Below are 22,012 nucleotides of genomic sequence, written 5' to 3' on the forward strand. Positions count from 1 at the left end.
GAATAATAAATTGCGTTACCTGCCTCTCGCTTTTGACCTGAAACGCCGTCCCTGCCTGATTGTCGGGGGCGGATCCATTGCCACGCGCAAAGCGCGTTTGCTTAACAAAGCGGAGGCCCGCCTGCTGGTGGTAGCTCCGGAGATCACCGACGAGTTACGCCAGCTGGTGCTGGGAAGCGGCGGCGAGTATATCGTCGGCCGTTACCACGCCGACCTGCTCAAGCAGGCGGACATGGTGGTGGCAGCCACCAATGATGCATCCATCAACGCCACGGTATCCGCCGATGCACAGGCGCTGCGCCTGCCGGTCAACGTGGTGGACTCCCCTAAGCACTGCACCTTTACCTTTCCCTCTATCGTCGAACGCGGCCCGGTCTCCATTGGTATCAGCAGCGGCGGCTCCGCGCCGGTGCTCACTCGCATGCTGCGCGCTCAGCTGGAAACCCTGCTGTCTCCGGGCCTTGGCCTGGTGGCGGAACTCGCCGGACGCTTGCGCGGCAAGGTGAAAGCCGCATTACCGGAGGCCCAGCGCAAAGATTTCTGGCACTGGGTATTCAACGGCCCGATCGTGGGCCAGGTGGAGCGGGGCGATGCTGCCAATGCCGAGCAGACGCTGCTCGAAGAGCTCTCCCGCTGGGAAGATCGTCCGGCCCCGAGCGGCGAGGTGTACCTGATCGGAGGCGGCCCCGGGGACCCGGATCTGCTCACATTCCGCGCCTTGCGCCTGATGCAGCAGGCCGATGTGGTGCTGTACGACCGCCTGGTTTCCACGGAAGTCCTCGAGCTGGTTCGCCGGGATGCCGAGCGCATCTATGTCGGCAAGAAACGACAGTTCCACAGCGTGCCTCAGGACGACATCAACCAGCTGCTGGTGGATCTGGCCAAAGAGGGCAAAAAGGTTCTGCGCCTGAAAGGCGGCGACCCGTTTATTTTTGGCCGCGGCGGCGAGGAGATCGACAGACTGGCGGAGGCGGGCGTGCCATTTCAGGTGGTCCCGGGGATTACCGCAGCGGTCGGCTGCTCTGCATATTCCGGCATTCCACTGACCCATCGCGATCACGCCCAGTCGGTGCGTTTTATCACCGGCCACCTGAAAGAGGGAGATCTGGTATTGCCCTGGCGGGAGCTGGTAACCCCCAATCAGACCATTGTTTTCTATATGGGGCTCACCGGATTGCCGACCATTGCCCAGGAGCTGATTGCCAACGGGATGGACCCGGAAACCCCAGCGGCGCTGGTAGAGAAGGGCACCACCCGGGAACAGAGAGTGGTCGCCGGCACCATCGGCACACTCCCGGAATTGGCGAAGACCCACAATGTAGAGGCGCCCGCACTGACCATTATCGGCGGCGTGGTAACCCTGCGCGACAAACTGGGCTGGTACAAGTAGCTCCTGGCAGATATTCCACATCACAGACAGCGGCACCTGCTGCCGCGCAGTCACAGATCCCGTATCTATACTGAAGGAGATCTTGATGAGTGGTGGTCTGTATGTGGTGGGTTATCTTGCGTTTTTATTGCACTCTTCTGGTGCGTGGCTTTCTCCCCAGAGAAAGTGAGATCGCGCTGCCCAAAGAGGATGACGACCATCTGCGCCGGTATTCCCGCCGCTATCGAGTCAAAAAAGGCTGGGTAAAGAACCTGTGGATCGCGTCTTCGCTGCTGATGATCTGCTTTCCTCTTGCCCCATTCGTGCTCGCACTGGGTTTGTTTACCTCATTCCTATCGTTTGCAATTCTCGACGAGACCGCCTGAATCGGCGGGCTCGACTGGCTGGTGGTCCAACCAAAAAGCCCGCAGCAGAATTCTGCCGCGGGCTGTTTAGTATTAGAAGTTCTGTTTACTGATCGCTGGCGTCATTGCAGTGTCAGCACGTAGCGCGGGTCTTTTTCCTTCAACGGTGACGGATTGCCTTCCACCCAGTCTTCATGGCCATTGCCGAAAAACGGAGACAGCGGATGCGCGCTCTGGCCGGTGGCCATGTGGAAAATGCCGTGGTCCTCGCGACCGGGAGACACAACCATGCGCTCCGATGCGCCCTTGGTGGCGGACTGGAATCGCGGCATATGCGAATCACCGGGCAGCGGATCTGCCGGCATCGCGGTAAACCAGTTCACCGCGGATGCTGCACGCCCCAGCGGATGCTGGATTTTTGCGGTGTTCTGGGCACCCCAGGTCTGGTCTTCCAGTGCCTCGCCTGATTCCGCCATCTTCTCCAGTACCTGATCCAGCGCCGCCAGCTTGAGGGCTTCCCAGGACTCGAACTCCGGGTTCAACAGGTGTGCGGGCTCCCGGGAGAGCATTTCCCAGGCCGGGTATTCCACCTGGCGATTGACGCGGCCGAAGGAGAAATCTTCGTCGTGACGCTGCATATAGGTCAGCACCGGTGCCGTAGACAGGTCGATGAATTTGAGACGGAAGTTCCGCACAATCCGATAACCGACAGAATCGGCACTGGCGCGGCCACCCCAGTTGATCACTTGCTCGCGCACGGCTTCATAGCCGTCCTTACCTTCCAGTAAATCAGACAGCTGCTGCTGCCAGCGCTGGAGAAATACCGCGCGATCATCCAGCTGGATATCCAGCAGAGCCTGCTCATCAAAATGATCGCGGGCAAAAAGGTCGTCGCGAATCTGCTGCTGACGGGCGCCCAGTGCATAGCCACCGTCGCCCATCACCCGGAGGTATTCACCGTCGACTACACGCGAGTTGGCGGTCCAGATCCGGTGGGAAGGCGGATTGTAGATTCTGGGCTGCTCATCCGCGGTCAAATAGCCATCCCAATACGCGGATCCGTCCGCCCAGCTCACCGAGCGGCTGCCATCGAGCCCCACTCGACGCGGAATAGCACCGGCTACGGTCCAGCCGATATTCCCATCCACATCGCCCAACACAAAGTTCTGGTGGGGAATCCCCATCAACGGTGCCAGTTCCATCGCCTCCGAAACGGAATCGACCGTTTCAAGCCGGATCAGGTTCAGGTTCGCGCCGCGCTCGTCGTGTGCTACCCAGCGGTAGGCCAGCGGCGTACCTGTATGGTTTTTGGTCACCACCGGACCCCAGATGGTCTTTTTAACTTCGAGAGTGAAAGGCTCGGATCCTTTGATTGCGATCTCTTCGCGCTCGATATCAAAAGCTTTCCAGCCGTCCGGGGTACGGTACTGCTGGCCGTCTTCCGACAGTTCCAGCGGAATCAGGTCACCCCAGTCTGCGGTGGTGTTGGTAAAGCCCCAGGCCACGCTGCCGTTACTGCCCGCGACAATGATCGGGCCGCCGGGCAGGGTGGCACCGCGCATTTCGTGATCGGTGCCGGGCACATTCCATCCCGCGCGGAACCAGATATTGGGCACAGTGATGCTCAGGTGCATATCGTCAGCAATAATGGCACCACCGTGTTCGGTGAGCGCACCGCCAACGGCCCAGTTGTTACTGCCGAAGATCATGTCTTCGCTTTCCATATTGCTGTAGGCCAGGGGACGGTTATTTTCTATTTCATCCTCCACCAGTTTCGCGATATGAGTCTCAGGCAAGGCCAGTGCACCGCGGGCTTCTCCCATCATCGGTGCATCCCAGATACCGCCTTTGGGCGCGAAGAAGGCGTAGAGATCCTGTGGCAGCAATTCAGCCAGCGCGGTATCGCTCAGTTCAAACTTGCCCTCGGGGCTCTGCAGCGTCAGGTACATACTGAAAATGGACAGCAGGCTGTCTGCCGGTGTCCACGGAGCCGGTTCCTGGCGGAGCAGGGCGTATTCCCATGGGTTTGCCCCCAATTGCGAGAGCCCGTAGTTCACCCCATCCGCGTAACGCTGTAGAAGTACCCGGTGTTCTGCCGGCATTGCCGCAATATTGCGCTGCGCGCGCTTGCGGAACTGATGAGAACGGATTTTCTTGTCGTGATCCAGTGCGGCTTTGCCAACCAGGCCGGACAGCTCGCCCGCAGAGTTACGTCTCAGCAGATCCATTTGAAAGAAGCGCTCCTGGGCATGCAGGAAGCCCAGGGCGAAAGCGTTGCTGTTACGGTCATCCGATTCGATGAAAGCCACTCCCTGCGCATCCCGCTGGATACTGACCGGGACATTCAGGTGGCCGGTTTCCAGAGAGCCCTCAAGAACAGGCAGGCTTTGACGCAACCAGACCCATACGGCCAGTGCGGCCAGGACGAAAAGGACAAAAACGACTAAAAGAAGTCGCGGCAGTCGACGGGTAGAAAAGCTTTTTGAGGTCATTACGGTATTTCTCGACGTTACCTTGGTGGCTGTTATTTTGGGACGCAAAGGGGTTTTTAGTTTATACGGCCCCAGCGTCAATATTTGGTTACCAGGGGACAGAGTGTGGTCATATTGCGCACACGGCAGTAGTATTAAACGCCAATTTGGCATCACAGTTCACATTATTCGGCAAGAAAACTGACTGGTCACAATAAAAAAGTCACAACTAGCTTTCTTTGGGACAAATGTCCCCGTAATATGTCCGAACATAACTATTAATAACAACACATATCCATCACGCTTTTTCTATAACAACAACCGCGAGGACGCGATGATGCACAACGCCGATCAGTCCGTTAAAAACCGACCCTTCAACCTCTCTGCGCTTTCCGGCGCTATCGCTGTAGCTACCGCCCTGAGTAGCACGGTATACGCCGCAGAAATCGAGGAAGTCGTAGTAACCGCTCAGAAACGTGCGGAGAACCTGCAAGACGTACCTATTGCCATCTCTGCCTTCACCGGCGACAGCATGAAGGCGATGGGGGTCAAGAACCTTACCGACCTGGGTAAATTTACCCCGGGCGTTGAGATGAACAACGACACGCCGCTGCAGCCCACCTACAGTATCCGGGGTATCGAAACCGGTGACTTCACCGTAGGTTCCGACCCCGCAGTAGCCGTATATGTAGACGGCGTTTACACCGGCCGTGGCGCAGGCGCGGAAATTCCGCTGGCGGACATCGAACGTGTCGAGGTACTGAAAGGCCCCCAGGGCACACTGTTCGGTCGTAACGCCACCGGCGGGGCGATCCATATCATCAGTCAGAAACCACAAGCTGACGACACCACAGAACTGAACCTGACCGCCGGTAATTACGGTCGCATGTCTACCGACCTGCTACTGAATCGCCAACTGAGCGACAATGTTTACGGTCGCTTTACTGCATCCACCAACCGCCGCGATTCCTTTGCCGACAACCTCGCCGGCGGCTTTACCGCAGGCAACCAGGATACCCAGACCTATCGCGCATCCCTGCTGTGGGAACCGACTGCAGCCACCGAAGTATTGTGGCGCGCCGACTACGGCATCATGGATCAGGGCAGTGCACTGCGTACCTCCATCGTTCCGTCCCTGCAGGCGGAAGCTGGCGGCACTGACGTGTTTGGTGACTACGCGCTGGACACGCCAACCATTGAAGACCGGGATTCCTGGGGCACCTCCCTCAGTGTCACCCACGATTTCGACGACTTCACCTTCACCTCCATCACCGCGTACCGTGGCTTTGATGCTCACCTGCAGCAGGACGAAGATGGCACCGCCAACCCGGACTACATGTTCGGCTCCGCGAACTTCGACGACCAGACCCAATTCTCTCAGGAATTCCGCCTGAACGGATTCACTGACACCCTGAAGTGGACCCTGGGTGCTTCCTACTCCCGCGAAGAGCTGGAGCACGTTACCGATGCATACTTCACCGCCGGTTCTCTGGAATCTTTTGCGGTATATGAAGGTGTAAAAGCAGAGCTTGATGGCATGGGGCTGAGCACAACCCAGCTCGAAGAAGCCGCTTATGCTCAGCGCCAGCAGATGATTGCTGCGGGCATGGAAGGTGCTGCGGTATCTACCTTCATCTATGACCTGATGGTGCAATCTGGTCAGGCTGATGCACTGCTTCAGCAACTGGGAGCCGAAGGCGTTACCGCCGATATGCTCCATCGCGAGCAAATGATCGGTCAGCTGATGGCGGGGATCACGCCTTGGGTGATGGCAGACACCCCCTGGACCGAATCCGTTACCAATACCGGTGACTACCGCTCTGCCGCCATCTACGGTGATGCGACCTGGAGCCTTACCGATAAGTTGGATCTGACCGTCGGCGCACGATATACCGCCGATGAAAAAGATTTCACTATCGAAAGCATGTACCAGAATACGCTACCAATCGCGCTTGCAGGCGGTCCGGTGTATCTGGTTGATGCGGATGGTAACCCCTTAACTACTATCACGCTGCCTTCCGGCCAAATTGCCGAGATTCCTTTCGGCATGGCGTTCAACAACAACGGTATTGCCAATCTGGACCAGAAGCTGGACGACAGCTGGAGCGACCTCTCAGGCCGAATCGTACTGGATTACCGCTGGAACGATGACGTGATGACCTTCGTCTCTCTCGCTGACGGCTTCAAGGCGGGTGGTTTCAACAGCTTCAGTGCGGCACCGGGTATTGATCCGTCCTTCGATCAGGAGAGCGTGACCAACCTCGAAATCGGTATGAAGAGCAGCCTGTTCGACAACCGTGTGCGCCTGAACGCGTCGGTATTCGCCTACGAGTACGACAACCTGCAACAGCTGGACCTGGTCGGTGCTCCCATCCCGAACTACTACCTGCGCAACGCCGATGCCGAAGGGCAGGGCGCTGAGATCGAAGTGCAGTGGGCGGCAACCGACAACCTGTTTATTGCCGGTAACTACTCCCTGCTGGATACCGAGTACACTCGCTACCAGATCATCGAATCCATCGGTGAGACGGAAGAGGAACACTCCCGGGTAGGTCAGCCACGCGTCGGCACTCCGGAGAACAAGTTCAACATCATGGCCGAGTACACCTGGGCTCTGGCTGAAGGTGGTGACGTAACTCTGCGCGGCGACTACAACTGGACCGACGAGCGTGTTGGTTCCATCAGTGATCCGGCCCGCGTCATTCCGGATTATCAGCTGATGAACCTGCGTGCCGGCTGGAACAGCGCTTCCGACCGTTACTCTGCGGCCCTGTGGGTGCAGAATGTAACCGACGAAGAAATCGCCGGTGGTTACGGCGGTACCGGTGCCGCCATCGGTGCCAGCCCCGCATGGCGCTTTATGCCCCGCACCTATGGAGCAGACTTTACCGTTCGCTTCTGATTGCGTCATCTGCAATCCACAAAAGGGCCAGCTTTGCTGGCCTTTTTTGTATCTGTGCGTAAATTGACACAATTCCTGGCACCTATTTCCGCGACTATTGCCCCACGTTCATGGGAATCCACCACAATGCAGGTATGATCAAAAACACTTGTCGCCGTTAGCAAGGCTCAGGAATGAATCTGATTACGCAGGCTGGATCAGAGGTTACAGATACCCCGGCGGACGCCGCGTCTGCAGAAGTTTCCCCTGTAGACGCCTCCTCTACCTATATTGATCTGCCCCTCGATGAGCGCGTTTCACTGCTAAACGCCTATCAGCATATCCGCGCTGAGACCGAGAAGCTGACAGATCCTCTCAGTGCAGAAGACATGCAGCTGCAGTCCATGCCGGACGCCAGCCCCACCAAATGGCATCTGGCGCATACCAGCTGGTTCTTCGAGACATTTATCCTGCAGCGCTACCAGCCGGGCTATCGACTTTTCGATGCCGAGTTCCACCATCTCTTCAACTCCTACTACAACTCACTCGGCCAGCCTTTCTCCCGCCCCCAGCGCGGTCTGCTTTCCCGCCCGGATATCGACCAGGTCTACGACTATCGGCGACACGTAGACCGCGCCATCGAGCAATTACTGACGGAGGGCGATTGCCCCGCGGAGATTGCAGCACTGATAACACTGGGCGGCAATCACGAACAACAGCATCAAGAACTGCTGCTTACTGACATTCAGCACGCGTTTTCGTGCAACCCGCTATTGCCCGCTTACAGCGATACACAAAATGACGGGGAGCCGCTATCTGAAACGACCGCGCTGAACTGGCTACGCGTCCCCGAAGACACTTATACCGTGGGTGGTGATGGCACGGCTTTTCAGTACGGCACAGATTTTCAGTACGACAATGAAGGACCTCCACATCAGCAATATCTCAGGGAGTGCCGAGTCGCATCCCGCCTGATTACCAATCGTGAGTTCCTGGAATTCATACAAGAAGGAGGCTATCAGGAACCGCGGCTGTGGCTATCCGATGGCTGGGCGTGGGTTCGCTCAAACAATATTCACGCCCCCTTGTACTGGCAGCAGCGGGAAGGGGAGTGGTACCAGTTTACCCTGTCAGGACTACACCCCCTCGAACTGGACGCCCCGGTATCTCACGTAAACTTCTACGAAGCTGACGCCTTCGCCAGCTGGGCAGGCATGCGCCTGCCGACGGAATTTGAATGGGAGGTGGCAGCCTGGCTCCACCGCCAGCCAGACACACTTGCAGATGCCAATATGCTGGAGAAGCGTCTCTATCAAGCCACGGCAGAGTGCTCCGGTAAACCCCAGTTTCTCGGCAATCTATGGGAATGGACGGGCAGCGCCTATCTTCCTTATCCGGGGTTTCGTGCCAGTGCTGATGCCGTAGGCGAATACAACGGCAAGTTCATGTGTAATCAGATGGTGCTGCGAGGCGGCTCCTGTGTAACGCCCGCCAGTCATATCCGTATCAGCTACCGAAACTTTTTCTACCCGCATCAGGCCTGGCAATTTACCGGCATTCGACTGGCAGGAGATCCAGATTGAATATTGCACTGCAGACACCTCCCGTATCAGCGAAAGAAAACCCTTCCTCTGTTGGACCAGAAGAGGGGACTCCACCAAATGAGTTCACAAAGGATGTCATCGCCGGGCTTACGGCTCCGCAAAAAACATTGCCGTGCAAGTATCTCTATGATGAAGCCGGTTCTAGAATTTTCGAGCAGATCTGTGAACTGGAAGATTACTACCTGACCCGCACTGAAGCAGAGATTTTTTCCAGCCATCTTCCGGATATAGCCAAAGAGCTGGGCACGGGTGTCACGCTGATCGAACCGGGTGCCGGCAATTGCGAAAAGGCTGAACCGCTACTGGCAATAATGGAGTCCCCGGAGGCCTATATCCCCATCGATATATCACCGGAAATATTGCTCGGTGCACGGGCCCGATTTGAAGCTTCCCAGCCGGAGCTTCTGGTGAGGCCCGTTATTGGTGACTTCACACAGATGGATCGGTGGGGCGACGAGGAACCCGGCAATCGACAAGTGGTGTTCTTTCCGGGCTCTACCATCGGCAACTTTACCCATCAGCAGGCGCAGAACCTGCTCCAACATTTCGCCGCGCAAATGGCCCCGGGAGATGGTCTTTTACTGGGCGTCGACCTTGTAAAAGATTCGGTCGTTCTGGAGCGCGCCTATCACGATGATCGCCATGTTACCGAAGCATTCAATAAAAACCTGTTACGCCGAATCAACCGTGAACTGGGCGCAGACTTTGATCTGGATGCTTTCTCCCATAGGGCCTTCTATCACCCGTTGCGCCAGCGTGTAGAGATGCACCTGGTCAGCCTCAAAGACCAGCAAGTACGGGTTGCCGACCTGTCCATTCCATTTCTGGAAGGCGAGTCCATCCACACAGAAAACAGCCATAAGTACACACTGGAGTCTCTCGCCTCCCTGCTGAATAAGGCAGGCTTCCAACAAAAACACTATTGGACGGATACCAACAATCACTATGTCATTTGTTACGCAGAAATTTTTTAAGACCTGGTCCAATACACTGAGATCAATGCTGGTTGCTTGCCTGTTTGTACCGCAGGTTCTGGCTGACAGCCCGGCAACACAGCCTGCAATGGTGGTTTACAAGTCACCGTTTTGTCTGTGCTGTAAGGAATGGATCAAACATCTGGAGCAAAGTGGCTTTACCGTTGCCAGTGAAAATGGTCTGGATACAGCCGAGATCAAGCAGCAGAAAGGGGTTCCCCAGGGGATGCAGGGGTGCCATACCGGGGTATGGAAGGGCGAATACGTCTTTGAAGGCCATGTACCCGCGCGCTTGATTCGCAAGTTCCTCGCCAACCCACCGAAAAAGGGCATCGGCCTCGCCGTACCGGGGATGCCGGAGGGAAGCCCTGGCATGTACAGAGGAAAAGACTTCAAGCCCTACAACGTATTTCTGATCATGCGTGATGGGGAATATCGCTTGTACGAAACCGTCAACGCCCCAGAGAAAAGTTGACTGGCATTGCACGCGTGAGATCGTTAGGCTGAGGCGACCCCGTAGTAGTGATGCGTCATGTCCAGAAAGCCCACATCCAGCAAGTATAGCCCCAGCACCCCCGCCAGTGCCTCTGGTGGTCACCACTTCACCCCGGCGATCGGTCTCGGAAATTGTCATTTACAGACGATATTCCCCCGCTACCATCGCCCGCGTCCCTGGATACCTACGCAATGCCAGTGGCTGGACACACCCGACGGAGACCGGATTGCCCTGCATACGCCGGCACCGCTGAAGAACGACCCAGCTTCTCCCATTGTATTGGTTCTGCACGGTCTCGAAGGCTCGGTAGAGTCACCCTATATGCAGGGGATTATGCAGGCACTGCTTGCCGAAAAGCTCCAGGTGGCCGTGATGCATTTCCGCGGTTGTGGCGGTATTCCAAACCTTCTTCCACGGGCCTATCACAGTGGTGAAACGGAAGATCCACGCTGGCTGGCACAGCATTTCAAAGCAAAGCTTCCCGAAACACCATTGATTGCCGTGGGCTACTCACTGGGTGGCAACGTGTTACTGAAATGGCTGGGGGAAGATGGTGACGATAGCCCGCTAAGTGCCGCCGTCTCCGTGTCCGCGCCACTCGACCTGCATGCCTCCAGCAGGCGAATGAACCAGGGATTCTCCCGCGTCTATCAGCGTCACCTGCTTAAAAGCCTGCAGCAGAGCCTGGTCAGTAAAGCCCGCAACGCCGAACTGGCGAGCCAGATGCCTCCGCTCGACCAACCCCGTTTTTTCAGTAACTTTCGACACTTCGATAATTATTTCACCGCGCCGCTGCATGGGTTTGATGGCGTGGATGACTATTACACCCGCGCCTCCAGCAAACCATACCTGAAGCATATCCGACGGCCGACACTGATCATTCACGCCGAGGATGATCCGTTTGTCTGTCCCAGCGCGATTCCCGAAACCAGTGAAATCAGCTCGAGCGTAATGCTCGAAATCAGCAAGCAGGGCGGCCATGTCGGGTTTATTGCCGGTAGCCTGTGGCGGCCGGAGTACTGGCTGGAGCGTCGGATACCGGAATTTTTACAGGAAACAGGGCTCACCTGCAGTCAATAATATTACAATAACCAACGCAGTAAAACTTCTATCTTTTGGCTTACTTTCGGCTCAGTGGTTGATTGCGTATGCAGGCTCGGGAATAGACGCATCAACATAGAACGACATGTATTGATGGAGCGCAGTGGTCGCAGCGTCGTCCTGCAGAATAGCCGGCTCTGAATCACGGTATCTGGCAATCAACCGAACCAGGCTCAGGTGGTAATCGCCTCCGTGATTGGCTTTCAGATGTTCATCAATAATGCCAACGAGCTGTTCCGCAAGCTGGTACTCTGCGCCCTCACTGATAAATGCGTCTTTCAATGAAGACTTGAATTCATCCCAACTGGATAGCGCAACGGAAAGCCGCTCAATAGCGTGAAAAATTTGTTCTCCTGTAGTCATGCTTGCAGTCATGATTGTCCCCCCTCAAAAAAGAGGGCGCATGCTAATGGAGAGCACGCGTTTTCCCTAGTGCTTTTCACGCCAGAATCAGGTAATTCGCGACAACTTTTTGCGGGATTGTTGCGATTGCCGGACACGACAATTATTGAGGCGCAAAACGCTTTTAGCTGACGTGCTAATTTACCTCGCGATCTTTACCGCTCCGAGCACGCACCCGGTTCTCTGTCTGCACATAGACCGTATCTGTCGTCGCCATACTCGAATGGCCCAGATCCTCGGAGAGATCTTTCAGCGCGCGACCACGTTCCACTTCCATACTGGCGCCAGTGTGTCTGAGCCAATGGGTGGAAGCTTCCTTCAGCTTGCGCGCACTGTCTTCCCCTTCGGCGGAGCGCATGGCGTCGTAGGCCCGGTCAAAAACCTGCTGCACAATGCGGGTAAGCTGTCGGGATGTCATGCCGCCCTGGCCACGAACTTTCTCGACAATAGGGTGGTTCTCACCCACAGAAGGCAGCGGACTCAGCCCCCGATACGCCCGGTAGCGCTTGAGATACGGAATAAAGCTCGGGGGGACCGTGGTATCCCGTAATTTTCGTCCTTTACCAAAGACCTTCAGCCACCAGTTGCCGTCGGAATCCTGCCAGAAGTGGCTCATGATCGGCGTCCAGTTTTTACGCTCGGAGAGCTCGGAGATCCGCAAAAACAGCGTTTTCAACGCGCAAATAATGAACAATGTGCGTTCATAAACCGGGTCTTCATCCGCCATATCCTGGGCAACATTGAACACATATTGCCACTGGGCGTCTGTCAGGCGGCGGATTTCCTTCACCTGGGCATCCCTGATGAAGTGCCGGCAATCCGATTTGGCAATCTGCGCCGGATTCCCGTACAGATACTCCTCATTCATCAGGTACTTGTAGAAAGCGATAATGCCGGTAAATGTCGCCGTGAGCGTCTGTTGCGAGGGCCGATACTTCTTTTTGTCCGCAACGGTATCGTCAGACTGGCTGTTTTTGGGCAATTTCAGCTTGAATGGGGCCCAGGCCTTATTGAACACAAAGTAACCGTTGTTGAACTGAAATTTGTCGCAGTTCACCAGTGAGATCCAGGTCACCGGCGGCTGCCAGCAGAAATCCGCGTACTCGAGGATGTCTGCCTTGCGCAGCTGATCCATGGGCTTGGATTTGACCAGGAATAACCACAGCAGAAAGCGCTCGGTTTCGTTACGGAACCGCGTAAAGGTATGTTCAGACTTGTTTCGGCCGGTGTAATTCAGAAACTCCTGACCCCAGCGCCAGTGATCCATCCACCAGGATGCACCGGAATCCATAAATGCCTGCAGATCGGGATAGTCGCTAAAGCGGAGATTTTTCAGCTCAACATAAGCCGGAAATAATGGAACGGGTTTGGGAGTTGCCATCGTAAAAGGTGCCTGAAGTCCGGGATTTCAGCGGAAAACCCATTCTAAAGCTTCAGAGCCACTATGTCGAATACTAAACCGTATCGGACATAGTGAGAGCCCTTGCTGCGCGGGGGCTGCGGTAAAATGACCAGCAGCCCCCCCTGACGAAACTCTCGAATTTTGCTGGCCAGTTTGACAAGCCTGATCAAAAATGTGTTCCTCTCCAGTTATTCGCTACTGGCCGTCAGCCTCTCCTCTCTGGACTCCCTGAGCTTGGTAAAGAATTCGATATGTTTATCGATGCATTCGTTGGTTTGCAAAAACTTTCGGCCATAGTTTTCTTCATAACCTTCACTCAACACCTCTCCGACGGTTCTTTCAAACACTTTTTTTGCATATTTTGGCGATTCAGGTAATTCTCCCAACCCTAATTCCGAACGCTTCATGTTTATGGCATTAAGATGTTCATTCGCCTTTGAGGAAATCATAGCTAGATCACTATCGTTAAGCCGTAAGGTATTACCAAATCGTTCCAAACGCTCCTGATAGCCTCTTATCCCTACTTTAAATGCTATATGATCTCCCCTCATTGCAGCGTATTCCTCCCAGGCCAGCTGCTCTATCACTAAGTTCTTCGCCGCTTCAGGTTTCCCAGATTTGATCAAGTGGGAAAGATCGGGATATGACGCCGTTGCAAACTCGGCTATCGACGTCGTAGCACCGTAAACCAGTGCATGGTAGGCCAAAGATTTTTTTTCGTCCTGCCCGACCTCTGGACGCTCCAAGAGTTGGTGTATTGCCTGCAAATCCCCCTGTTTCGCCAGGGTATTCAACGTTGGTAAATCATAATATTGATAGCTTGTGGAGTTTGGCCTGCGCTGGATTCCAAAAGCCTCATACCCCAACCCTCGGAGCCACTCATTCCATTCCGAGCTAGCCGATACGTGACTCTCCTCAGTAAGTTCTTGAGTGGCACACCAATTGTCTTCATAACCCTTGACGTCAACCTGGCCGTAAACATCAATTACCAATCGCGCTTTTTCCTTTGGGAGTTTCCGCGATTCAATACTCTCACCAAAAACCGTTCCGTATTTTATTTTTTCTTCGTTCTTTTCAGGGGGAACAGCTGTCCCTGTTTTTCCCTTTACTTGATTTACCTCTACTTGTGGATATTCAGACGTCTCGGTCGAAGTCCAAATGTAATAAGCAGAACTAGCACCAACGGCGGACACGAAGAACCAAAAAAGTCTACTACTAAACATCTTCATTGCTTCCAACCCAGTGGGTTTACAAGTTATGAGTATCCTGGACCTTAAGGGGCGCCCGGCAGGGGCATACTCCTAGCCGAGCATTTGATAAGACCTATGTTCTCTCGCCCCCGCTCCAATACCAGACTTCAGCTTTTGATCGGAGAAATGAAGTCACCGGGTTTCAGGGCCAGTAGAGAGCAGCTGACTTTCTGCAGGATGTTCTCTGCCGTGTTGCCCATGATAAAGCCGGGAATCCCCGTGCGACCCACTGTGCCCATCACCAGAATGTTGTATTTCTTTTCATCGATCAGCATTGGAATAAAGCGATCCGGACTTGCGATTTCATGGTGGATATCCAACTTACCGCCGATACCGGAAGCCTGGATCAAAGCATCCAGCTTGGCGCGATGCTTTGCAGAAGCGGCTTCGGTGGCCCTGTCCAGTTCTTCGTCTGAGGCACTGATGGGGAAGTTATGCCTCAGGTACGTGTCCACATCGTAGTCCCAACAGGAGATCACATGTAATTCACCGCTGCAGGTATCTGCGAGCTCGCGGGCCCAGCACAACAGCTGGACCGCCAGGTCACGGGCACTCTCTTCCGCGCACTCGGGATCTACAGCCACCGCCACGTCAATTTCACTATGAGATCTGGATATCGGCCGGCACAGCCAAACCGGGCAGGGACATTTGCGCAGAAGCTCCATATCCATGGCCTTGAATCCTATGTCATGGGTGTGCCCCTCAACATTTTTGATTACCAGGTCGCAACTCTCGCTCAACACTCTTTTGATGACCCGCTCCGCCGGCCGACTGCCGCAGTCCACTTCCACGTCCACATTCAGCTGCTCCTCCGTGAGATTGAGCTGTTCACGCACCACAGCGACACACTCCCGAACTCGTGTTTCCAGCGCTCCTGTACAGGCTTGGTTAAACTCTTCAAACCCCTCAGGCATCTCTGGACAAACCACCAGGACTTTTATTGCCGCACTGTTGTTGCGCGCGATAGCGAGCGCCTGCAGCAGCCCCGCCGTCTCGTCTCCGGTGGCGTGGCTGACATACAGAATGTTATGAAAATTCTTCATATCACAGGCCCTGCTTTCTGAGGTTCTCACATTAATCGTAGTGAAGACGGCATCGGAACGGTTACACCTACAACAATTTAATAATGAGGTGCCCTAAAGCTTGTCTGATAACTCGCGAATCTCTCGATTCAAAATTCGATCGTTATCGGAGTAATCCACACGCACATCAATCAGATGCACCCCACCCTCTTTACTGCATTTCTCAATCAGGGGCTTCAGTTCGGCGGTGGCTTCAACGCGGTGGCCACTTGCACCGTAGGATTCCGCATAGGCAACAAAGTCCGGATTACCGAACTCCAGTCCAAAATCGTCGAAGTCCATCTGCTTCTGTTTCCATTTGATCATGCCGTAGCCGTCGTCCCGCACCAGCAGTATGATCAGATCCTGCTTCAGGCGCACCGCGGTTTCCAGCTCTTGCGAGTTCATCATGAAACCGCCGTCACCACAGATGGCGAGCACCTGGCGCTCGGGGAATACCAGCTTGGCTGCCATAGCTGATGGTAGCCCAGCGCCCATGGTGGCGAGCGCATTGTCGAGCAATACGGAGTTTGGGGAGTGCGCGGGATAGTTGCGCGCAAACCAGATTTTGTACATGCCGTTGTCGAGGGCGAGGATACCGTCTTTTGGCATTACATCCCGGATTTCCTTGACCAGCCGCTGCGGACGGATCGGGAAGCTGTCATCGACGCAGCCATCACGGATATGCTGCTGCAGTGCATCGCGGATACGGTGCGCATCGGTGAAGCTCCAGTGTTTCTGCGGTTCCAGCCGCTCTTTCAGTTGCCACAGGCTGTTGGCAATGTCCCCTACCACTTCAATCTGCGGAAAATAGACCGGATCTACCTGGGCAGAACTAAAGTTGATATGTACCACTTCGGCGCCACCGGGGCGCATGAAGAACGGAGGCTTTTCCACGACATCGTGGCCGACGTTGATAATGAGGTCCGCCTGATCGATGGCGCGGTGGACAAAGTCGTGATCGGACAGTGCGGTATTGCCAATAAAATGCGGGCCGGATTCGTCGATCACGCCCTTCCCCATCTGTGTGGTAACCGCTGGAATGCCCAGCTTTTCAACAAATTCTCGCAGCATTTTGGCGGTCAGCTTGCGGTTGCCGCCGGCGCCGATCAGCAATAGTGGCTTGCGTGCGCCAGTAATGGCTTCTGCCGCCTGTCGGATCGCCTTCTCTTCCGCAATCGGGCGACGGGTGTAGCTGGGTTCCAGTACCGGCATGCTGGAACGCTCGCGTGCAATATCTTCCGGGAGCTCGAGATGGGTGGCGCCAGGGCGTTCTTCCTGCGCCTGCCGGAAAGCCTCACGCACATGGGCCGGCACGTTGTCGCCACTGACGATGGTGCGCGTGAACTTGGTCAGCGGCTGCATCATGTCGACGATATCGATAATCTGGAATTGCCCCTGCTTGGAGCTTTTGATGGGCTTCTGCCCGGTGACCATCACCATCGGCATGGCACCCAGCTGCGCGTAGGCAGCAGCCGTTACCAGATTGGTGGCACCGGGCCCAAGGGTCGACAGGCACACACCGGACTTCCCGGTGAGTCGGCCATAGGTTGAGGCCATAAACCCCGCTGCCTGCTCGTGGCGGGTAACCACCAGCTGGATCTTGGAGCCGCGCAGGGATTCAAGCAGATCCAGGTTTTCCTCCCCGGGAATGGCGAAAACGTACTCGACGCCTTCCGCTTCCAGGGCACGCACAAACAAATCCGATGCTTTCATTTAAAATCCCCGCAAAGTGACTGCTGAATTACCAATCGAGGATGTTCCAGGAGCCGCATTGTTTCAAGTATATCCGGACCACTGCGACACGGTTCAGCCCGGCGCAGATGCTAGAACGCGTTGCCCACCGTCAGGTTAGCCGATCCGGCAAGTGTTTCCACGGCTGCTTCGCCCTGGACTGTACTGCCACTGACTTCCATTCGCGAAACCCACCCCTGGGTAAAGGCTGACTGAGGATGCTGTTGATCTCAGAAATAACCGCGCAGAGAGAAGCACCCCGAAAGCATCAGCGCTGGAGCAGGAGCTGCGGCAATAGATCAAGTGCCGCTATACGCGCACCGTTCCACGGGTGAGCAAAGCTGATACGCAGGCAATTTTTAAACTGGCCCGACGCGGAAAACAGGGGGCCGGGTGTAATCACCACCCCCTGTTCCAGTGCCTCTGGATAAACCGCCAGGGTGTCCACTGCACCCGGCAGCTCGACCCAGACAGCCAGCCCGCCCTGCGGCACACTCGCCCGGACACCGGCGGGCCAGGCCTGCAGTAGCGCAATCAGGCGATCGCGCCGTTCCCGCAACTCGGTGCGCTGACGGCGCAAGTGTGCAGCGAAACCGCCGTCCGCCATAAACTCAGCCACCCCTTGCTGCACAAAGCGACTACTGGCCAGCTGGGTCACCAGCTTGAGGTGCAGGATACGCCCATGCCAGCGCGCTCCGGAAACCCACCCCAGCCTCAGGTCGCGGGATAGGCACTTGGAGAAGGAGCTGCAGAGTATCACCCGATTGTCGGTATCCAGTGCCTTGAGTGGGTCGGGTACCGGGCCGAGCGATGTATCGGCATAGATATCGTCCTCAATCACGGCCAGGTCGTGCACCTCGGCCAGAGCCAACAGACGCTTTCTCGCGGAATCCGGCATCAAGGTGCCACCGGGCGTTGCGAATGCCGGAGACACAACACAGGCCCTCACCTTCCACCGCTGCAGCACCTCCTCCAGCGCGTCAATATCCATGCCCTTGTCATTGGACGTGGGCACCTCGACCACCTGCAGGTCGAGCTGTTGGATTAACTGCATGACGCCATAGAAACCCGGCGATTCGACAGCGACTACATCACCGCGCTCGCAACACGCCATCAATGCCAGAAACAGCGCATTCTGGCAGCCCGATGTGACACACAGCCGTTCTGGATCGGCCCTCCAGCCACGCCGGGCCAGGTGCAGCGACAGCTGCTCGCGCAAGCCGCGATCGCCGGCGGGCTCGTCGTAATACTGAAAGCTCTCTCCGTCCTGACGCCTGAGCGCCCGCCCGATCGAACGGTTCAGCGCGACGACGCCGGGCGGGAGTTCACCAGTATGCAGGTCGGGAAGCAGGTCGAAGGCGGCGCTTCTGCTCATGATATCCAGCAACAGATCGCTGACGGTAACCGGTCTGGGAGCCTCAATCCGCGCCCGAGCGACCGGTTGCGCGACTGCCGCCGGCTGCGGCGCGACAAAATGACCCGCCTTGGGGCGCGCCTCCACCAGCCCCTGGGCCTCCAGCCTCTGCAGCGCGTGCTGTACCGTCGCCTTGGATACCCCGTGCTCCCGGCACAGGGTCCGGATAGATGGCAGCCGCTCCCCCTGGCGCCATCGTTGCTCCCTGAGGCCTTGTAACAGCCAGGCCTCCAGCTGCTGGTAGCGGAATTCCCCAGTCACTGATTTTCCCCTCAATCAACTAATCTGTACCCATTATATTTATTTTTATTATGCCTGACCCTATCGACTGTATCCGCGTAACCTGTGGCCCTATCAGATCTCTAGCGGAAAAGTCACCATGGAAAAAATCCCAGTAGTACAGGATTTCACGCCTCCGTTTAATCATGACAAAAAGCTTCACGTTCGGCTCACGAAAGGGCGCTTTCAGAATCTGCGGCGACTGATCAGTTGGCCCCTCATTGCGCTGTTTTTCGGGTTGGTGTGGGTGCAGTTTGACGGTCAACCCTGGCTGCTGTTCTCATTTGAGCAGCGCCGTATATTTCTGTTTGGCAACGCCCTCTCCTGGCGCGATCTCTCCCTGCTTGCCGGGCTCCTGATCGCCGGAGCTTCATTACTGTTCTTTCTCGCTGTCGCCTGGGGACGTGTTTGGTGTGGCTTTGCCTGCCCCCAAAGTATCTGGACTTGGCTGTTTATCCGGATTGAGGATGTGATCGAAGGTAACGCGGTCAAGAGGACAAAGCAGGATGGTCAGCCTCTCAGGGGGCTACGGCTGCTGCGCAGGATCGCCAAACATCTCCTGTGGATTCTGTTTGCACTGGTGACGGCGACCACATTTACAGGTTACTTCATTCCCATTCGAGAAATTGTAGCGGACAGTTTGCAACTGGAATTATCAGTGGCTGTTGCCGGCTGGCTGGCGATTATGGCCGGCCTGACCTATGCCAATGCGGGCCTGGTTCGGGAGAAGATCTGCCTGCACGCCTGTCCCTATTCGCGCTTCCAGGGGGTCATGTTCGACAATGATACACGGACAGTCAGCTACGATATCCAGCGCGGAGAGCCACGAGCAAACCGAAGGAAGGGAATCGCTAACAGTGGCGATTGTGTCGACTGCGCCCTGTGCGTTCAGGTCTGCCCAGTTGGCATCGACATTCGCGATGGTTTGCAAGCCGCCTGTATTGATTGCGGGGCATGCATCGATGCCTGTGACAGCGTGATGGAAAAAGTGGAGAGACCAAAAGGGTTAATTCGCTTCGCGTCTGAAACAGAGCTTCAGGGCACCAAGGCTCGCACTTTTCGCCCACGCCTGACTGGCTATGGCGCAGTCACGGCAATCGCCTTCATTGCCGTTATTTACGGTTTTACTGGAACCACAGATCTGCTGGTCGAGATCAGGCGTGACCGCAGTGCGACCTACAGGCAGGTGAATCAGGATACCGTCTGTAACGTTTACCAGCTCAAGGTCGAGGGGTTCAATGAAAAAATACGTTTCATCGATGTCTCAATCTCGGGCCTCGACCATTATAAGATGCGCGGCCCCCAAAAAATTGACTTGGCAATCGATAGCGCAACCTGGATACCTTATCGAGTATGCGCACCCAACCCGGATCTCGCCAAAACGGATTTGACCTTCAGTTTTCAAGGGGGATCGATCTCGACCGCAAAGAAAACCACATTCCTCGCCCCGGGTAACCACCCTTAAGAGCGGTTAGACGAAGGCGTTGACCACGAAATACCTCTCCTCTATTAGTCAGACACTGCATTCTCGCCGCGCACTTTCAGCTTGATCGCATCGTGCGCGGCTTCCTGCTCGTGCAGTAACTTGCGGCGCAACATGGCAGCCTCGAAGCGCTGTTTCTCCACCACCGTCTTTGGCTTCAGCGGCGGTACTGGCGAGGGCTTACCGTCGTCATCCAGAGCGACCATGGTGAAATAGCAGCTATTGGTGTGACGCACGACGCGGGTTCGAATGTCTTCGGTGATGACCTTGATCCCAACCTCCAGCGACGTGTTGCCGGTGTAGTTGACCGATGCCAGAAAGGTCACCAGTTCACCGACATTGATGGCCTGGCGAAATACCACCCGATCCACCGACAGCGTCACCACATAGCAGCCCGCATAGCGACTGGCGCAGGAATAGGCCACTTTGTCGAGATAAGACAGCAAATCGCCGCCATGAATTTTGCCAGTAAAGTTCGCCATGTCCGGCGTCATCAGGATGCTCATACTGAGCTGGTGTTCGCGACAGTCTTCCATATGCTTTCCTTTTTAATTGCCTAAGGAGGTTCGATCTATGTTCTTGAGTTTCTGCCTAGTCGGCCTCAGCAGTGTTCAGCGAGCGCTCCAGTTGCGTAAATTGCCCCTGCAATACCGCCTTTTCCTGCAGGATCAGCCGGTTTTCATCCTGTATGGACTCCAGCCTTTCTCGTGCAGCGTGCAGCTCCGCCTCCAGCTTACTCGCCGCCGCCTCGCGTAATTCGGCCTCGCGCATTGCGGATGCGTGGCTCATTTGCAGCGCAGAGACTTTGTCTTGCGCACTGGCGAGCTCAGTGGTTTTCTCTTCAAGCTGGCGCTGCAAGTCTGCTTGTCTGCCCTTTAGCGCCTTTATCTCTGATTTGTGGGCCGAATCCCGCTCTTGCCAGTGTTGTCGCTCGCCATCGAGCTCGCGGATACGTTGCCGTTCGAGCTCCAGTTGCGCTTCACTCTCTGTCAGTTTGCGATTGGTCAGAGCAAGTTGGTCACTCAGGTTGGCCATTTGGCTGCGCGCCTGCTCGGCGGCCAGTCGCGCCTGATCCCGCTCCTGCTGCCTGTCTTCGGCAGTCCGCTGCTGGTAGTGCTCGAAATGCTCGCGAACATCCCGGTTTTCGGCCTTAAGCTCGCTCACGGCAGCCTTGAGTTCAACGATGCGGGCACTCCCCTCCTCTCGCTGGTACTCGCTTTTCTCCAGCGCGGAGCGCACCTGATTCAGTTGTCGTTGTAATTCTTCTCCCTCCTCTGTGGATGCCTGCAACTTCTGCTCCACATTTTCAAGGGACTGGGTTCGCTCGGACAGCGTACTTTTTACCTGAGCAAGCTCGCGCTCCAGGTTGCCCACTGCCTCCTCGCACTCCTCGCGCGCCTGCTGAATTTCCTGCGCCGACTGCGCCTGTACGCTCTCATACAGCGACTTGAGCGCATCCACCAATTCTCGGGGTAGTCCACCCGTGTCCACGTTGGCACCTTCGGCTTCTGCGCGCCAGCGTTTTAATAGCGGTGCAATCGTACTTTTACTCCCGGTACCCAGCTCCGTACGAACCCTGTCGACCGTGGGCTCTTCTCCACGCTCCTTAAGTGCTTCTGCCGCGTTAACGATATCAATATACCCAACTCCGGTGCGCGCCATGAGGTCTCCCTGAATGTATCCTGTTGATTATTTTGTACCGTATTACATGTTACGTATTATTACA

17 protein-coding genes are annotated in these 22,012 nt (G+C 55.8%); 8 read left to right on the top strand and 9 right to left on the bottom strand.

Annotated features, from left to right (window positions below; all coding sequences use genetic code 11):
- Positions 1–10 precede the first annotated feature (10 nt).
- Positions 11–1,390, top strand: coding sequence for a siroheme synthase CysG (cysG, locus tag LPW13_RS07140; protein WP_230438753.1), 1,380 nt, complete (start codon positions 11–13; stop codon positions 1,388–1,390).
- Between the two features lie 101 nt (positions 1,391–1,491).
- Positions 1,492–1,755 carry a hypothetical protein gene (locus LPW13_RS07145; RefSeq protein WP_230438754.1) on the top strand — a complete coding sequence of 88 codons (264 nt, stop codon included), beginning with the start codon at positions 1,492–1,494 and terminating at the stop codon, positions 1,753–1,755.
- A 101-nt stretch (positions 1,756–1,856) separates the two neighbouring features.
- Here the strand turns inward: LPW13_RS07145 and LPW13_RS07150 are convergent, their stop codons facing one another.
- On the bottom strand, positions 1,857–4,226 hold the full coding sequence (locus LPW13_RS07150) for a penicillin acylase family protein (protein ID WP_230438755.1): 2,370 nt from the start codon (positions 4,224–4,226) through the stop codon (positions 1,857–1,859).
- Between the two features lie 313 nt (positions 4,227–4,539).
- Here LPW13_RS07150 and LPW13_RS07155 point away from each other — a divergent pair, with 313 nt between their 5' ends.
- The 5 genes from LPW13_RS07155 to LPW13_RS07175 all read left to right on the top strand — a co-directional run bounded on the left by LPW13_RS07155 (position 4,540) and on the right by LPW13_RS07175 (position 11,240).
- Entirely contained in the window at positions 4,540–7,107 is a 2,568-nt protein-coding gene (locus LPW13_RS07155; protein ID WP_230438756.1) for a TonB-dependent receptor, read from the top strand.
- A gap of 173 nt (positions 7,108–7,280) precedes the next feature.
- Complete coding sequence (egtB, locus tag LPW13_RS07160) at positions 7,281–8,669, top strand: ergothioneine biosynthesis protein EgtB (RefSeq protein WP_230438757.1); 1,389 nt, start codon at positions 7,281–7,283, stop codon at positions 8,667–8,669.
- A complete protein-coding gene (gene egtD, locus LPW13_RS07165; RefSeq protein WP_268932688.1) occupies positions 8,666–9,664 on the top strand; it encodes an L-histidine N(alpha)-methyltransferase in 999 nt (332 codons plus the stop codon). The genes egtB and egtD overlap by 4 nt, the downstream gene beginning before the upstream one ends.
- Positions 9,665–9,689: 25 nt before the next feature.
- Positions 9,690–10,139 (top strand): DUF411 domain-containing protein, encoded by a 450-nt coding sequence (locus tag LPW13_RS07170; protein ID WP_230438759.1) that lies wholly within the window; start codon positions 9,690–9,692, stop codon positions 10,137–10,139.
- A 57-nt stretch (positions 10,140–10,196) separates the two neighbouring features.
- Entirely contained in the window at positions 10,197–11,240 is a 1,044-nt protein-coding gene (locus tag LPW13_RS07175; RefSeq protein ID WP_230438760.1) for a hydrolase, read from the top strand.
- A gap of 51 nt (positions 11,241–11,291) precedes the next feature.
- On the opposite strand, the gene LPW13_RS07180 is transcribed toward LPW13_RS07175, so the two are convergent.
- The 6 genes from LPW13_RS07180 to LPW13_RS07205 all read right to left on the bottom strand — a co-directional run bounded on the left by LPW13_RS07180 (position 11,292) and on the right by LPW13_RS07205 (position 18,785).
- A complete protein-coding gene (locus LPW13_RS07180; protein ID WP_230438761.1) occupies positions 11,292–11,636 on the bottom strand; it encodes a hypothetical protein in 345 nt (114 codons plus the stop codon).
- A 163-nt stretch (positions 11,637–11,799) separates the two neighbouring features.
- The gene (locus LPW13_RS07185; RefSeq protein WP_230438762.1) at positions 11,800–13,044 is read right to left on the bottom strand and encodes a tyrosine-type recombinase/integrase; all 1,245 of its coding nucleotides are present in this window, start codon (positions 13,042–13,044) and stop codon (positions 11,800–11,802) included.
- Positions 13,045–13,253: 209 nt separating this feature from the next.
- Positions 13,254–14,294, bottom strand: a complete 1,041-nt coding sequence (locus LPW13_RS07190; RefSeq protein WP_230438763.1) for a hypothetical protein — start codon at positions 14,292–14,294, stop codon at positions 13,254–13,256.
- Positions 14,295–14,422: 128 nt separating this feature from the next.
- Complete coding sequence (locus LPW13_RS07195; RefSeq protein WP_230438764.1) at positions 14,423–15,358, bottom strand: universal stress protein; 936 nt, start codon at positions 15,356–15,358, stop codon at positions 14,423–14,425.
- A 93-nt stretch (positions 15,359–15,451) separates the two neighbouring features.
- A complete protein-coding gene (locus tag LPW13_RS07200) occupies positions 15,452–17,092 on the bottom strand; it encodes an acetolactate synthase large subunit (RefSeq protein ID WP_230438765.1) in 1,641 nt (546 codons plus the stop codon).
- Positions 17,093–17,378: 286 nt separating this feature from the next.
- Positions 17,379–18,785 carry an aminotransferase-like domain-containing protein gene (locus LPW13_RS07205; RefSeq protein WP_230438766.1) on the bottom strand — a complete coding sequence of 469 codons (1,407 nt, stop codon included), beginning with the start codon at positions 18,783–18,785 and terminating at the stop codon, positions 17,379–17,381.
- 118 nt (positions 18,786–18,903) lie between these two features.
- Here LPW13_RS07205 and ccoG point away from each other — a divergent pair, with 118 nt between their 5' ends.
- A complete protein-coding gene (gene ccoG / locus LPW13_RS07210) occupies positions 18,904–20,268 on the top strand; it encodes a cytochrome c oxidase accessory protein CcoG (RefSeq protein ID WP_230438767.1) in 1,365 nt (454 codons plus the stop codon).
- A 44-nt stretch (positions 20,269–20,312) separates the two neighbouring features.
- Here ccoG and LPW13_RS07215 read toward each other — a convergent pair whose 3' ends face one another.
- Both LPW13_RS07215 and LPW13_RS07220 read right to left on the bottom strand, forming a co-directional pair.
- The gene (locus LPW13_RS07215; protein WP_230438768.1) at positions 20,313–20,822 is read right to left on the bottom strand and encodes an acyl-CoA thioesterase; all 510 of its coding nucleotides are present in this window, start codon (positions 20,820–20,822) and stop codon (positions 20,313–20,315) included.
- Positions 20,823–20,877: 55 nt separating this feature from the next.
- A complete protein-coding gene (locus LPW13_RS07220) occupies positions 20,878–21,948 on the bottom strand; it encodes a DNA-binding protein (protein ID WP_230438769.1) in 1,071 nt (356 codons plus the stop codon).
- Positions 21,949–22,012 lie beyond the last annotated feature (64 nt).

The sequence above is a fragment of the Microbulbifer celer genome, assembly GCF_020991125.1.
Classification (GTDB): Bacteria; Pseudomonadota; Gammaproteobacteria; order Pseudomonadales; family Cellvibrionaceae; genus Microbulbifer; species Microbulbifer celer.